Raw genomic sequence first — 15,220 nt, forward strand, 5'->3', positions numbered from 1 at the left:
GCGGGGGTGTCGCCCGGGCGGGCCGCTTCGCCGGCAAGGCCGGCGCCTACTGGCGAAGAGGCGAGTCGAATCCGGTCAGTGCGCGGCCTGCTCCAACAGCCGGTAGATCCGCTCATCCTGCGCGTGCGCCACATTGAAGCGCAGCCACGGCACCACCCGTGCATCGGGCATGAACAGTTGCCCGGGCGCGAGCAGAATCTTGTGTTCGCGCGCGTCCATGGCCAGTGCCGTGGCGTCTTCGACCTGGGGGTGACGGGCCCACAGGAACAACCCCGCATGGGGCTTGACGAAGATCTCCATGCCCACCGCCTCGAGCTTGCGCGCCACCTGTTCATGGGCCAGGGCCAGGTTGGCCTGCAACTGCTTGACGTGCTTGCGGTGGCGCCCCTGCAGCAGCACCTCCAGTGCCAGTTCCTCGGCAATTGCCGAGGTGGTCAGGCCGCTGGCCATCTTCAGTGGCACCAGTTCGTCGATCAGGTCGCGGTGCGCGGCAACGAACCCCACCCGCAGCGACGGCGCGATGCTCTTGGAGAAGCTGGCCACGTAGATCACCCGCGCCAGCTGGTCCATGCCTGCCAGCGCCTGCTGGTCGGACGGGTCGAGGTCGGCGTAGATGTCGTTCTCCACGATCAGGAAGTCGTACTTTTCCGCCAGTTGCAGCAGACGGTGGGCCACCGCCAGTGTCAGGCTGGTGCCGGTGGGGCATTGCAGGCGCGTGTTGGTGAAGAACACCTTGGGCCGGTGTTCGCGGATCTGCGCCTCGAGCACGTCCAGGTCGATGCCGTCGCGGGTGCGTGGCACCCCCAGCAGACGGGCCCCCTGCAGGCGCAGGTTGAGGAACAGGTTGTGGTAGCCCGGTTCGTCCACCAGCACGCTGTCGCCGCGGTGCACCAGGTAGCGCACCAGCAGGTCCAGCGCATGGCTGGCGCCGCTGGTCAGCAGAATCTGCTCGGGGTGGGCGTTGACCCGGGTATCGAGCAGTTTCTCCACCAGCCGGGCGCGCAGGTTGGCGCACCCCTTGGCATGGCCGTAGCCGGTGAACTCGCTCGGGTCGCGACGGCTCAGGGCGCGCAGGCTGCGTTGCACCCCGTCATCGTCGCTCCAGGGCTCGGGCAGCAGGCCGATGCCCGGGCGCAGGTCCATGCCCAGCGGCTGGAACACCTTCTGCAGCAGCAGGTAGGCGTCGAAGTCGAAGGCATCGTCGCTGGCACTGGGCATCGGCGGCGGGGCGGGGGTGTCGGGGGCGCTGCGTACATAGAAGCCGGCATTGCGCACCGCCGTCAGGTAACCCAGGGCCACCAGCCGGTCATAGGCCTCGACGGCGGTGAAATGGCTGACCTTGTGGGTTTGCGCGAACTTGCGGATGGAGGGCAGCTTGGTGCCCGGGCGCAAGCGCTGTTCGTTGATCGCGAGGGTGATGCCCGCAACGATCTGGTTGACCAGCGACTGCGACGAGCTGGCATCCAACAACATCATAGAAAACATCCGTCAGGCGAGGGTGTGGCGGTGGGTGTACTGGTGAAAACACCATAACAGGGCCGGCACAACCAGCGCGTTCTGTGCATGGTGGGCCGCCGGGGGCTGCTGCAACATCCCTGCATGCCGGCGGGCCAAGTGCCCGAAACATACCATGAACAAGGAGGCGCGATGCACCCCAACACCCCACGGATCGACGCGCAGCAGGTTTCGCCCGAAGAGTGGCAGACCCGTTGCGACCTGGCAGCGCTGTACCGGCTGCTGGCCCACTTTCGCATGACCGATCTGATCGACACGCACATCTCGGCCCGTGTCCCCGGCGAGCCGGGGCATTTCCTGATCAACCGCTACGGCGTGCTGTTTCACGAAATGCGCGCCTCGGACCTGATCAAGATCGACCACCACGGCAACACCATCGACCCTGGCTATGACGCCGGCAGCGTCAACCGTGCCGGCTTCAACATCCATTCGGCGATCCACGCCGCACGTCCGGACCTGGCCTGTGTGGTGCACACCCATACCGCTGCCGGCATGGCCGTGTCGGCCCAGGAGCAGGGGCTGCTGCCGATCACCCAGCATGCGCTGAAGTTCTATCGCCGCCTGGGTTACCACGACTACGAGGGCATTGCGCTGAACCCGGCCGAAGGCGAGCGCCTGGTCAGGGACCTGGGCCCGCACATGGCGATGATCCTGCGCAACCATGGCCTGCTGGCCGCCGGGCGCTGCATTGCCGAAGCCTTCAACCAGATCTACTTCCTGGAGCGCGCCTGCCAGGCGCAGGTACAGGCACTGGCGGGCAACCCGCCGCTGCGCCTGCCGGACGAAGCGGTCTGCGAACTGACCGCGCAGCAGTCCGACGCCGAATTCGATCAGCAACTTCACCTGTTGGCCTGGACCGCCGCCTTGCGCCTGATCAGTGGTGATCAGGTGGATTACCGAAGCTGAAGTGCGACCACCCGAAAGGACGCCCAGCGTGTATCAACTCTGCCAAAACCAATAAATTACAGAGGTAGACATGAAAAAAACCACCATTGCCGCCGTGTTGCTCAGTGCTTTTGCCGCCAACGCCCTTGCTGCCGAAATCACCGTGATTTCGTTTGGCGGTGCCAGCAAGGATGTACAGACCGAGGCCTTCTACGCCCCCTTTGCCGCCGCCAGCCACAGCAAGGTGGTAGCGGGTGAATACAACGGCGAAATGGGCCGGATCAAGGTCATGGTCGACACCAACAGCGTGAACTGGGACGTGGTGCAGGTCGAGAGCGCCGAACTGATCCGTGGCTGCGAGGAGGGCCTGTTCGAACACCTGGACCTCAACCGTATCGGCAAGGAAGCGGATTTCGTGCCCGGCACCCTGTCGGACTGCGGCGGCGGCCTGCTGGTATGGTCGATGGCGCTGGCCTACAACGGCGACAAGCTCAAGCAGGCGCCTACCGGCTGGAGCGATTTCTGGGACACCAAGAAGTTTCCGGGCAAGCGCAGCCTGCGCAAGGGCGCCAAGTACACCCTGGAAGCGGCACTGATGGCCGATGGCGTGCCGTATGCCGACGTGTACAAGGTGTTGTCGACGCCGGAAGGGGTGGAGCGTGCATTCCGCAAGCTGGACCAGATCAAGCCCGACATCCAGTGGTGGGAGGCCGGTGCGCAGCCGATGCAGTTCCTGGCCAGCGGCGACGTGGTGATGAGCACCGCGTTCAACGGCCGGGTGTTCGCCGCACAGGCGGCCGGCGCCAATGTGCACACGGTATGGAATGGCAGCATCTACGCCATCGACTCGTGGGCGATCCCCAAGGGCAGCAAGAACAAGGCCCTGGCCGAGGACTTCATCGCGTTTTCGCTGCGCCCGGAAAACCAGAAGATCCACACCACCAAGCTGGGCTATGGGTCGACCAACCTGCATACCGCCGGGCTGCTTGACCCTGCACTGGCGGCGCAGTTGAACACCGCGCCGGACAACCTGGCGCAGGCCATTCCGATGGACAGCGAGTTCTGGGTCAACAACGGCGAAGACCTCGAGCAGCGCTTCAATGCCTGGGTTGCCAAGACCAAGTAAGTGAACCCCTTCGCCAGCAAGGCTGGCTCCTGCACCAATCGTTGTAGGAGCCAGCCTTGCTGGCGAAAGGGCCACAACCGTCAATGCCTCTTGCTGTCAGTTCAGCGACTTCAGCACCGCCTCCAGCGTCTGCACGAACAGATCAGCATGCTCGCGCTGGAAGATCAGCTGCGGCCTGATCTTCAGGATGTTGGCCGCCGGCCCCGCCGAACTGATCAGCACGCCACGTTCACGCATGCCGTTCACCACCCGTGCCGTTGCCTCGGTGGCCGGCGCCTTGCTGGCACGATCGGTTACCAGCTCGACCCCCACGAACAGCCCGGCCCCGCGCACGTCGCCAATCAGCGGGTAGCGCTCGGCAAGCCCTTGCAGACCCGCCTTGAAGTATTCGCCCACCGCCGCGCAGTTGGTCATCAGGCCTTCGCCCTGGATCACGTCGAGCACCGCGTTGGCTGCTGCACATGACACCGGGTTGCCGCCGAAGGTGTTGAAGTAGCGGGCGGTGCGACCGAACGCATCGAGCACCTCGCCGCGGAACACCGCCCCGGCAATCGGCTGGCCGTTGCCCATGGGTTTGCCCATGGTGACGATGTCGGGCTGCACGCCATGGCGCTGGTAGCCCCACATGTGCGAGCCGGTACGGCCAAAGCCCGATTGCACCTCGTCGGCGATGTACAGCAGGCCCTCTTCGCGGGCCACGGCCACCGCCTGTTGCAGGAAGCCGGCCGGGTCGGACAGCACGCCATCGCTGGCGAAGATGCCGTCGAGCAGCAGTGCTGCCGGCTTGATCCCGCAGCGGCGCAGGTCGGCGATGGCGGCGCGCACGTCGTCGGCGAAGATCTGTGCCACGTTCTCGGCGCCCAGGCGGTAGGCGTCAGGAGCCCGCACGGTACGCACGAAGTCACCCACCGGCACGCCCGCACCCAGCGAAGGCGAGGCGGCGGCGATCTGGTCGGTCACGCCGTGGTAGGCCAGCTGGGTCACGATCAGGCCGGTACCGCCGGTGTACTGACGGGCGATGCGCAGGGCCAGGTCGTTGGCCTCGCTGCCGGTGCAGGTGAACATCACCTGGTCCAGCTCGGCCGGGAAGGTGGCCAGCAGTTTCTCGGCATAGTCGAGGATGCCTTCATGCAGGTAGCGGGTGTGGGTGTTGAGCACCTTGGCCTGCTCGTACAGCGCCTCGACCACCTTGGGGTGGCAGTGGCCGATGGAGGCCACGTTGTTGTAGGCATCCAGGTAACGCTTGCCGTCGGCGTCGTACAGCCACACGCCTTCACCCTTGACCAGGTGCAGCGGGTGTTCGTAGAACAGGCGGTAGGCCGGGCCCAGCACGCGCGCACGGCGCTCGATCAGGGCACGTTCGGTTTCGCTAAGGCGTGCGGCATCTTCGGCGGTGAAGCCATTGATCATGGTCATTTACAGCGTCTCCTCGGAGCAGATACGACGAATCTGTTGCTGCGCGACCTCGCGCGGCACGTCAGCCAGGGCCTTCAGGCCACGCCAGGCAGACGGCGCGTTGCGCAGGATGTAGGTGCGGTTTTCCGGGTACAGCGCAGCGCGCCAGTTGGTGATGGTCACGGTCAGCACCAGGCGGGTGGCGATCAGGTCCACCAGCAGTTCCTGTTCCAGCGGCTCCAGCGGCGCGATGCGGTGGTAGGCGCGGATGAACGGTGCAGCATGTTCCAGCGGGTCGCCCTGGCTGCCCAGTTGATAGGCGGCGCCCACGGCCAGGTCGTTGACCAGCGGGGCATGCACCATGTCGCCGAAATCGAGGATGTTGCGCACCGGGTGCGGCTGGCTGGCATCGACGATCACGTTGTGCGGGTTCAGGTCGTTGTGGATCACCTGGGCGCGCAGGCCCTTGAGGTGCGGTTGTGCGTGGCGCTCGAAGTTGTCCAGAAAGTGCTGGGCCAGCTGGCGCTCTTCAGGGTCCTGGATCAGGCCGATCTTGTCGTTCAGCCGCGAGGCGTGCTTGAGGTCCCACAGCAGCTCGTGCCCGGCGCCGGGGTGGAAGAAGCCGCGCAGGGCCAGCCCCAGGCGGGCCAGGTGCTCGCCCAGGCTGCTGCGCAGCGCCACGTCGGGGTGTTCGACGCGGTGCAGGCAGATCCCGTCGACGAACGAGAACAGCCGCACCAGCAGCGGCTGGCCATCGAACATCAGCGGGATCTGGTAGCTGCCGCTGGTGTTGGGGTAGATGCGCTGCACCGCCAGGGTCGGGTCGCAGTGCTGGATGTGCAGCAGCGCCTGGTTCTGGAAGTCGGCCACCTGCGGGTCTTCGGCCGCGTTGGAGACCTTGAGCAGGTACTGGGCGCCGTCGGCGCAGGTGATCTGGAAGTTGAGGTCACGCTCGCCGGTGAGCAGGCGGCACGCGCCGTGCAGGCCGAAGTACTGCGCTGCCACGGCCTGCGCCTGTTCGGCCGAAACCTTGGGCGGAGCTGCGACCAGCAATGCGTCGAAGGCAGGGGGTGTGTGAAGGGTCACTGAACATCACTCTGTCGATTGCCGGGAAAGCTGGGGTGTCAGGCCAGCACTGGTTCGAACATAGGCCTGTTTGGCTATATCGGTTATATCCAGAGTTGATCAGTTGTTAAGGCCACTTGTATGCTCGCGGTTCCGATCCCGCCCCTGCAGTGAGGCACCCGATGGCATCGCTTCTCCACGACCTGCTGGTCGGCACGCTGGACCGCGACGGCGGCGTGACCCTGCAGCGCCAGTTGTACCAGGCGATCCAGGCGGCGATCCTGCAGCGGCGCCTGCCGGTCAACCACAAGTTGCCCTCCACCCGGGCGCTGGCCGAGCAGTTGCTGGTCTCGCGCCTGACCGTGTCGCTGGCCTACGACCGTCTGCTCGATGAGGGCTACCTGTACGCCCGGCCCGGCAGCGGCACCTTCGTGGCCGACACCTTGCCCCAGGTGAAAACCGGCGTGCCGGCCCCCGATACGCCCGACCAGGCGCCGCTGTCGGCCCGGGGCAAGGCGATTAACGCGCGTTTCGGCGCGGTGGCGCGGGCCGAGGGCGCCTTCGTGGGCGGCGTGTCGGACGCCGACCTGTTTCCGTTTCATATCTGGAAGCGCCTGCACAACCGCTACCTGAGCAAGCGCCAGGCGCACCTGGCTGGCTACGTGGATCAGGGCGGCTATCGCCCGCTGTGCGAGGCGCTCAGTGCCTACCTGTATGCGGCCCGCGCAGTCCGTTGCAGCCCGGCGCAGGTGATCGTGACCCAGGGCACCCACCAGTCGCTGGACCTGGTGGCCAAGCTGCTGGGCGACCCGGGGGACACCGTGTGGGTCGAGAGCCCCTGCCACTGGGGGGCGCCGGTGGTGTTTTCGGCGGCGGGGCTGCACTGCGCGCCGCTGGCGATCGATGCGCAGGGCGCCTGCCTGCCCTCGGCAGTGCCGGCTGCTGCGCCGCGGCTGGCGTTCGTCACGCCGTCGCACCAGTACCCCACCGGCAACATCATGTCGCTGCAGCGCCGGCGTGACTGGCTGGCGTATGCCCAGGCCAACAACCTGTGGGTGGTGGAGGATGACTACGACAGCGAGTTCCGGTACGACATCGAGCCGATGCCGTCGCTGCAGGGGCTCGGTGGCGAAGAGCGGGTGATCTATCTGGGCACCTTCAGCAAGGTGATGTTCCCGGGGCTGCGCCTGAGTTACCTGGTGGTGCCCGAGGGGCTGGCCGAGGCCTTCGGCAAGGGCCTGATCCAGCTGTACCGGCCAGGGTACCTGTCGATTCAGGCGGCGATGGCCGACTTCATCCAGGAAGGGCATTTTGCCCGGCACATCCGCAAGATGCGCGCCGAGTACGCCCAGCGCCGCAGTTGCCTGCAGCAGTGCCTGGACGAGGCCTTCGGGGCGCTGATCGGGTACTCGGCGGGGCAGGCGGGGTTGCACCTGGCGGTACGCATCGGTGCACCGGGCACGGCGCGCAAGATGCTGGCGCAGGCCCCGGCACATGGGCTGGTGCTGCGCGGCGGCTACAGCGTGGAGCCCGACGCCGATGACGACAATCTGCTGGTGCTGGGGTACGGCGGGGTCAAGGTGGGCGAGATCGAGGCGGCGGTGCAGCGGCTGCGGCGGCTGTACGACCAGGTGGCGGCAGGGCCGGCTCCCGCACCTGTCGTGTAGGAGCCGGCCTTGCCGGCGAAACGGCCTGCGCGCTCGCTGCTCTACCGGCCTCCCTTCTGGCGCTTGTCAGCCGGCTGCGGATGCCCGAACAGATACCCCTGAAAATGCGAGCAGCCTTCGGCCTGCAACTGCTTGAACTGCGCCTCGGTCTCCACCCCCTCGGCGGTGGTGTTGATCAGCAGGCTGCTGCTCATGCCGGTAATGGCGCGGATGATCGACATCGCCTCACGGCTTTCGCCCATGTCGTGCACGAACGACTTGTCGATCTTGATCCGGTCGAACGGGAACGAGCGCAGGTAGCCCAGCGAGGAGTAGCCGGTACCGAAGTCGTCCAGGGCAATACGCACGCCCATGTCCTTGAGCGCCTGCAGGGTACGCAGGTTGCCGTCGCTGTTCTCCAGCAGCACCGATTCGGTGATCTCCAGTTCCAGGCGCGACGGGTCGAGCCTGGCGTCGGTCAGCGCAAGCTGCACCACTTCCACCAGGTCGCTGTTCTTGAACTGTACCGGCGACAGGTTGACCGCCACCGATTGCTCGGTGGCCCAGCTGGCGGCCTCCTGGCAGGCCAGGTTCAGCGCCCGCGTACCCACCTCGTGGATCAGCCCGGTCTCTTCGGCAATTGGGATGAAGTCCATCGGCATGACCTGCCCCTTGACCGGGTGCTGCCAGCGCATCAGCGCCTCGTAGCCGGTGATCTGCCCGTCGTTGCCGATGATCGGCTGGTAGTGCATGTGCAGCTGGCCCAGGTGCAGCGCGGTGCGCAGGTCGGTTTCCATGATGCGACGGCGCCGCGCGGCTTCGTCGAGCTCGGGGTGGAACAGCTCGTAGCGGTTGCGCCCGTTGCGCTTGGCCTCGTACAGCGCCATGTCGGCGTAGCGCAGCAACTGGTCGGCCTTGTGGTGGTCGACCGGCGCGATGGCGATACCCACGCTCAGGCCCACCGAGAAACTGTGGCCGTCGATCAGGAACGCCGGCGCCACTGCCTCGATCAGGCGCGTGGCGGTGCGCTGGGCATCCTCGAGGCGCGCCAGGTGCGGCAGCACCACGGCGAACTCGTCACCGCCCAGGCGCGCCAGGGTGTCCTGGTCGCGCAGCACGCTGCGCAGGCGCTGGCCCAGGGCGCGCAGCAGGCGGTCGCCGAAGGCATGCCCCAGGGCATCGTTGATGTTCTTGAAATTGTCCAGGTCCAGACACAGCGCCGCAGTCATGTGCTGGCGCGCCTGCCCGTCGGCCAGCGCCTCTTCCAGGCAGTTGTGGAACAGCGTGCGGTTGGGCAGGCCGGTGAGTTCGTCGTGGTGCGCCATGTGGTGAATCTGCGCGTGTGCGGCGATCTCGTCGGTGACGTCGTCGGCGATCTGCAGCACATAGTGGCCCGCACCCACCTGCGGGTTGCGGCTGAGCAGGGTGCGTGAGCGCAGGGTGCGTCGGCCCAGCGGGGTGTCGAGGTGGTCTTCGGTCAGGTGCAGGCCGTTGTGGTTCAGGCAATGCTCGGTGAGGTGTTCGAGGTAGCCGGCCATCACCGGCACCAGGCTCTGCTGCGGGGTACTGCCGACCAGGGCGCACTGCTGGCTGGAGAACAGCTTCTCGGCCTGCGGGTTGGCCAGCAGGATCTGGCGTGAGGCCACGTCCAGCACCATCACGCTGGACGGGATGTTGCTGATCACCGAGTCGAGAAACTGCGACAGCGCGGCCATTTTCTCGCTCTGCGCCTCGGCCAGCTCCTTGGCTGCCAGCAGGTCGAGTTCGTACTGGCGGCGCTCGGTGATGTCGCGGGTGATCTTGGCAAACCCCAGCAGCTGGCCATCGTCGTCGTGGATGGCTTCGATCACCACGTTGGTCCAGAAGTGCGAGCCGTCCTTGCGCTGGCGCAGGCCCTGGGCCTCGAAGCGGCCGGTCTGGCGTGCGGCGTCCAGGCTCTGGGCGGGCAGGCCGGCGGCGCGGTCCGCCGGGGTGTAGAACACCGAGAAATGCTGGCCGACGATCTCGTCGTGGGTGTAGCCCTTGGCCCGCTCGGCGCCGGCGTTCCAGTTGATCACATGGCCCAGCGGGTCGAGCATGTAGATGGCGTAGTCGTTCACGCCTTGTACCAGCAGGCGGAAGTGACGCTCCTGTTCACGTTGTTCGAGCAGGGCGCGGCGCTGTTCGGTGCAGTCGCGGGTAACCTTGGCAAAGCCGACCAGGTGGCCGTCGTCGTCATGCACCGCGTCGATCACCACGTGTGCCCAGAACGCACTGCCGTCCTTGCGCAGGCGCCAGCCCTCGGCCTCGAAGCGGCCCTGGTCGCGGGCGGTCTGCAGGTTTTTCTGCGGCAACTGCGTGGCGCGCTCCTCGGCGCTGTAGAACACCGAGAAGTGCTCGCCGATGATCTCTTCGCCGGTATACCCCTTGGCCCGCTGCGCCCCGGCGTTCCAGTTGCTGACCACACCCTCCGGGGTCAGCATGTAGATCGCGTAATCGATCACGCTCTGTACCAGCAGGCGATACATTACATCGGAGTTTTCAATCATGTCGGCATCTCGGATCGCGTGGGGATGAAGCCAGCGGGGTGGGCAAGAGGAAACGAAAGGCGCGGGTGCGCAAAGCGGCACACTCAATATCAGGGCCGGATGCGAACGGCAATGGTTCTTTGGTACTGATTTTGGCGGCGCTCAGGGATTTGCGCGGCGCGAGGTGGGCATTTGGCCAGCAACGCCGGCTCCTGCAGGCTGCGTGCGCCTGTGCAGGAGCCGGCAATGCCGGCGAAGGGGCTCAGAACTCCAGCTGTGCCGAGAACGTCAGGGTACGCGGCGCGCCCAGGAAGTGGTCGCTCAGCCAGTACGCCTTGTTGGTCAGGTTGCTGACGTTGGCGCGCAGGGTCAGGGCGTTGTCCGCCAGCGGCAGGCGATAACGCGCACCGGCATCGAAGGTGGTGAACGACGGCAGGCTGTAGTGGTTGGCCTCATCCACGTACTGCTTGCCGGTGTAATAGGCGCCGCCGGTCACGGCGAATCCGGGCACGCCGTTCAGGTCGTATTCGGCGTACACCTTGGCCAGCTGGCTGGCCACGCCCACCGGCTTGTTGCCCTCGATGCTGGCATTGGCCGCCTTCTTCACCTGGGGGTCGAGCAGGGTCAGGCCGCTGACCAGGCTCAGCTGCGGGGTGACCTTGCCGGTGATGCCGAACTCCAGGCCGTTGTTCTCCTGGCGTCCGTCCTGCACGTAGATCTGCTGCTGGTTGGTGTAGCCATTGGGCTTGTCGATGTTGAACAGTGCCAGGGTCAGCAGGGCTTCGCCCACTTCGGCCTTGACCCCCACCTCGTACTGCTCGCTGATGGCCGGGGCCATGGCCTGGCCGGCGTTGAGTGCGGTATTGGGCGCGATGCCGCCGGCCTGCAGGCCTTCGATGTAGGTGGCGTAGGTGGTCAGCCAGGGCAGCGGCTTGTAGATCAGCGAGACGTTGGGCGAGGTCTTGCTCTGGTTGTAGTTGTCGATCTGGCTCGGGGTGCCGAACGATTCGGCCCACACGAAGTTGTCGCTGAAGGTCTTGATGCGGGTGCGGGTGACCCCGAGGATGGTCGACCATTGTTCGTTGAAGGTGATCACATCGCCCAGCAGCAGGTTGTCGGCCTGGGTGCGCGACGACAGGCGCTGGTCGCCGTGGCCGATGGAGTAGTCGGGCTTGGCGTACTGCGGGGTTTCATCCAGCGGGATCGAGCCGTTGCCGCCCACCGGCTGGTACTGCGGCCCCGGGAAGGGAATGTAGTCGGTGTAGTCGCGTACCCGCGCCACGTTGCCCTGGTAGCCGAAGGTGACCTTGTGGCCGATGCTGGCGGTGTCGAAGGCTGCGTCGGCGAACAGGTAGGCCGAGGTTTCCTCGCGCTCGACCGGGGCGAAGGCGTACAGCGGTTGGCTGTAGACCCCGGGCGAGGTCACGGTGGGGCCGGTGTAGGCGTACTGGGTGCGGTTGCGGTCGTGGGCCACCGCACCGCGCAGGCTGAACACCTCGTTCAGGCGCCAGTTGAAGCGGCTGCCGACACGCTCGTGCTCGCTGTCGGAGAACGCCCAGCGCTGGCTGTAGAGCTTGTCGTTGTCCAACTGATCGGCGTCGGGGCGCAGGCGCTGGTCGGCGAAGTACCAGTAGCTGGTCAGGCCGTGGGTCTGGTTTTTCTTGTACGAGGCGTCGAACTGCACCAGCAGGTCGTCGCTGACGTTCCAGTCCAGCGCCAGGCTGACCATCTTGCGACGGCGGTTCTGCAGGTCGATGGCGGTCTCGCCGTCCTGGGCCAGCACGTTGACGCGGTAGGCCAGCACGCCCTGATCGTCGATCGGGCCGCCGAAGTCGCCGTGCACATAGGCGTTCTCGCCGCCGGCGTTGCCCAGGGTCACGCTGTTGTAGCGCTCGTAGGTGGGGCGCTTGAGCACGTAGTTGACCAGCCCGCCCGGGCTGCCGGGGCCATACAGGAAGCCGCTGAGGCCGGTGACGATCTCCAGGCGCTCCATCTCCTCGACGAAGTTGCCGCTGTCGGAGCCATTGCTGAAACGCAGGCCGTCGTTGGCGATGTTGAGATTGCCCAGGTCGTTGAAACCGCGGATCGCCACCGAACTGGCATAGCCGGCGCCCGAGGGCGAGGTGAACTGGGTGAAGGGGCTGAGCTTGAAGATGTCGTCGGTGGAGGTGGCCTGGGTGTTGCGGATCAGCTCGCTGGACACCACGCTGATCGAATAGGGCGTGTCCTTGAGGGCCATGCCGCCCAGGGCGCCGACGTTCTTCAGCGAGTCGGTGAGGTAGCCGGCTTCGGCGCTGCCGTCGGCGATGCGGGTGGCGTTGACGTCGGTTTGCGGCAGGTTCAGCCGGGCTTGGGGCACAGCCTGTTCATCGGCGGCCAGCAGCGGCGTGGCGATACCGGCGCAGGCAATCGCAAGCGCCAGCAGGTGAGGGCGGGGCGTAGGGGCGGCAACGGACATGGGGTCAGGTTCCTGATGTGAATGGTTCTCAGTAACCCTGTTGCCGCACGAGAAACAAAAAGTGACAGAGGCGCTGCAAAATAAATCGTGCAGCGCCTTTTTTTCAGGTTTTGAAGCGCCGTACCAGCGTGTTCATTTCGTTGGACAGCTGGGTCAGGTTGAACGCATCGCTCTTGGCTTCACTGGCCAGTTGCGCCACCCGCTGCGCATCGCCGTGGATCTGGCTGATGTGCTGGTTGATGCTTTCGGCCACCTGGTGCTGCTCTTCGGCGGCGGTGGCGATCTGGGTGTTCATGTCGCGGATCATGTCCACCGACTCGCGGATCTGGCCAAAGCGGGTGCGTGCCTCGCCGATGCGGCTGACCGAGTCCTGCGACAGGCTCAGGCTGGTGTTCATCTGTGCGGCGACCTGGCTGGTGCCGCGGGCCAGGTTGGCGAGCATGCCGTCGATCTCGGCGGTGGAGTCGGCCGTGCGCTTGGCCAGCGCACGCACTTCGTCGGCCACCACGGCAAAGCCGCGACCCTGCTCGCCGGCCCGCGCCGCCTCGATGGCCGCGTTCAGGGCCAGCAGGTTGGTCTGCTCGGCAATCGAGCGGATGGTGCTGAGGATCGACTGGATGGCGTTGCTGTCGCGCTCCAGCTGCTGCATGGATTGCGCCGACTGGGCGATTTCCTGGCTGAGCTGGTCGACGCTGCCCACGGCGGCGTCGATCTGCTGCTGGCCCTCGGAAGCCTGGCGCTGGCCGTTGTCGGCCGACTCGGCGGCCTGGCTGCACGAACGCGCGACCTCGTTGGCGGTGGCGACCATTTCATGGAAGGCGGTCGACACCATGTCCACGGCCTCGCGCTGGCGACTGGCGGCGTCGGCCATTTCGTTGGACACGCTGGTGGCGCTGTGGGAGTTGGTCAGGATGCCATCGGCGGCGTGCATGATGTGCTGGATCAGGCTGCGGATCGCGCCCAGGAACTGGTTGAACCAGCCCGAGAGCTGGGCCGTTTCGTCGTTGCCGCGCACGTGCAGGTTGCGGGTCAGGTCGCCTTCGCCCTGGGCGATGCCTTCCAGGCCGTGGGACACGTCGTTGATCGGGCGCACGATGACCTTGGCAAAGCTGGCACCGACGAAGGCGAACAGCAGCCCAAGCGCGGCGGCAATGCCGACGATCAGCCAGGTGAGGCGGGTGGCCGAGGCCATCACTTCACTCTGCTTGACCAGGCCGATGAAGCGCCAGCCCAGTTGCTCGGAAGGCCACACGTTGGCCATGTAGCGCTCACCGTCGAGCTCGATCTCCACCAGCCCCTGGGTAGTCTTGGCCAGTTGCGCATAGCCCTGGCCGAGGCTGTCGAGCTGTTTGAAGTTGTGCGCCGGCTGCTTGGGGTCGACCAGGATGTTGCCGCTCTGTTCCAGCAGCATCACGTAGCCGGTTTCACCCAGCTTGAGCTGCTTGATGATCTCGGTCAGTTGCTTGAGCGACACATCCACGCTCACCACGCCGCCGTTGGCGCCCAGCGCGTTGGGCAGGCTGCGCACGGTGCTGACCAGCACCGCGTCGTCGTTGGCCCAGTAGTAGGCGGCGGTACGCAGGGTCTTGCCCGGGTTGGCCTGGGCCATCTTGAACCAGGGGCGCTGGCGCGGATCGTAGTTGGCCAGGCTGGGGTCTTCGGGCCATGAGATGTAGCCGCCCTCGGTGGTGCCGATGGAGATGTAGCCATAGGCCGGGTGGCTGGCGCCGAGGCGGGCAAAGTAGTCGAACACCGGTTTGTCCTGCGGCCCCATCGGCAGCGTGGGGGCGTCGGGCGAAATGTACTTCTTCAGGCTGGCGTCGGTGTTCTGCAGCATGGGCAGCTTGCTGAGAAATTCGATGTTCTGGCTGATGCCGTCGAAGAACAACTGCATGGCATTGGCCACCTGTCGAATTTCGCGGTCGCTGCCGTCGACGAAGTTCTCCCGCGCCTCCAGGCGGATGTTCAGTATCACCAGCGTAGCGACGACCAGTATCGGTACGCAGGCGATGGTCGCGAAGCCCCACGTGAGTTTCTGTTTGATGTTCATATCCGCTCCGCTGACGCCGTTTAATTGTTGTTTCGTCTGGTCGGGTTATCGGCGTGGCGAGCGGCCGCTTGAGCAGCAAAGGCAAGGATTGTAGGACATTTCATCTGCGCACTCCTGCGGTGCACACAAGCGCGTTCATGCGCCGTTTCGGGGCGCAGAAAAGGTGGGTTCGCAGGGGGCATGGAAGGGGCTGGCAGAGTGCTATGTGGCTGGCTTGCGCGTCGGTTTTCAAGGTGGTTTTTTGCGTTGGCCTGGTAGTTGCCTGCCGAATGGACAAAGGAATGTCGTATCGGGAGATGTAAATGTCGCTATCGAACAATTGCATGCAACTGTCCGCCGCAGAAAAGCGCTGGCTGCCATGGTTTGGCAAGACCGGCAAACTGGCCATGGGCTGGGCCTGCCGCCTCAACCGATCGGCGTACCCGGTGATCGGGCAGACCTTCGAAGCCATTGCGCATACCCGCGTCAAGTTGCTGCAGGGCTGGGCCCAGGAGCAGTGGGAGCACCTGGCGGAGCTGGCCGCCAGTGCCGGCAACGACATCCGCAGCCTCGATGGGCAGGTATTGCAGCAGA

The 15,220-nt window shown here is 65.7% G+C and carries 8 protein-coding genes and 2 pseudogenes; 3 read left to right on the forward strand and 7 right to left on the reverse strand.

What is annotated here, in order from left to right; all coding sequences use genetic code 11:
* Nucleotides 1-75 precede the first annotated feature (75 nt).
* On the reverse strand, nucleotides 76-1,476 hold the full coding sequence (locus KH389_RS10645) for an aminotransferase-like domain-containing protein (RefSeq protein ID WP_043861693.1): 1,401 nt from the start codon (nucleotides 1,474-1,476) through the stop codon (nucleotides 76-78).
* Between the two features lie 171 nt (nucleotides 1,477-1,647).
* Between KH389_RS10645 and KH389_RS10650 the strand changes: the two genes are divergently transcribed.
* Together KH389_RS10650 and KH389_RS10655 are read left to right on the forward strand one after the other, a co-directional pair.
* Nucleotides 1,648-2,421, forward strand: coding sequence for a class II aldolase/adducin family protein (locus KH389_RS10650; protein WP_043861694.1), 774 nt, complete (start codon nucleotides 1,648-1,650; stop codon nucleotides 2,419-2,421).
* Nucleotides 2,422-2,491: 70 nt separating this feature from the next.
* The gene (locus tag KH389_RS10655) at nucleotides 2,492-3,526 is read left to right on the forward strand and encodes an ABC transporter substrate-binding protein (RefSeq protein ID WP_058540381.1); all 1,035 of its coding nucleotides are present in this window, start codon (nucleotides 2,492-2,494) and stop codon (nucleotides 3,524-3,526) included.
* Between the two features lie 96 nt (nucleotides 3,527-3,622).
* On the opposite strand, the gene KH389_RS10660 is transcribed toward KH389_RS10655, so the two are convergent.
* Together KH389_RS10660 and KH389_RS10665 are read right to left on the reverse strand one after the other, a co-directional pair.
* Entirely contained in the window at nucleotides 3,623-4,942 is a 1,320-nt protein-coding gene (locus KH389_RS10660) for an aspartate aminotransferase family protein (RefSeq protein WP_213607321.1), read from the reverse strand.
* Nucleotides 4,943-6,007 (reverse strand): phosphotransferase, encoded by a 1,065-nt coding sequence (locus tag KH389_RS10665; protein ID WP_213607322.1) that lies wholly within the window; start codon nucleotides 6,005-6,007, stop codon nucleotides 4,943-4,945.
* 161 nt (nucleotides 6,008-6,168) lie between these two features.
* On the opposite strand from KH389_RS10665, the gene pdxR reads away from it, so the two are divergent.
* Nucleotides 6,169-7,653 (forward strand): MocR-like pyridoxine biosynthesis transcription factor PdxR, encoded by a 1,485-nt coding sequence (pdxR, locus tag KH389_RS10670; protein WP_058540379.1) that lies wholly within the window; start codon nucleotides 6,169-6,171, stop codon nucleotides 7,651-7,653.
* 41 nt (nucleotides 7,654-7,694) lie between these two features.
* On the opposite strand, the gene KH389_RS10675 is transcribed toward pdxR, so the two are convergent.
* The 4 genes and pseudogenes from KH389_RS10675 to KH389_RS27725 form a co-directional block, all read right to left on the reverse strand.
* The gene (locus tag KH389_RS10675) at nucleotides 7,695-10,160 is read right to left on the reverse strand and encodes a sensor domain-containing protein (protein WP_054914281.1); all 2,466 of its coding nucleotides are present in this window, start codon (nucleotides 10,158-10,160) and stop codon (nucleotides 7,695-7,697) included.
* Nucleotides 10,161-10,401: 241 nt separating this feature from the next.
* Nucleotides 10,402-12,492 (reverse strand): annotated as a pseudogene (locus KH389_RS10685) (TonB-dependent receptor); the annotation flags it as partial.
* Between the two features lie 208 nt (nucleotides 12,493-12,700).
* A complete protein-coding gene (locus KH389_RS27720; RefSeq protein ID WP_370409200.1) occupies nucleotides 12,701-13,528 on the reverse strand; it encodes a methyl-accepting chemotaxis protein in 828 nt (275 codons plus the stop codon).
* A gap of 78 nt (nucleotides 13,529-13,606) precedes the next feature.
* A pseudogene (locus KH389_RS27725) lies at nucleotides 13,607-14,647 on the reverse strand (cache domain-containing protein); the annotation flags it as partial.
* Nucleotides 14,648-15,220 lie beyond the last annotated feature (573 nt).

The sequence above is a fragment of the Pseudomonas qingdaonensis genome (assembly GCF_018398475.1).
GTDB lineage: Bacteria > Pseudomonadota > Gammaproteobacteria > Pseudomonadales > Pseudomonadaceae > Aquipseudomonas > Aquipseudomonas palmensis.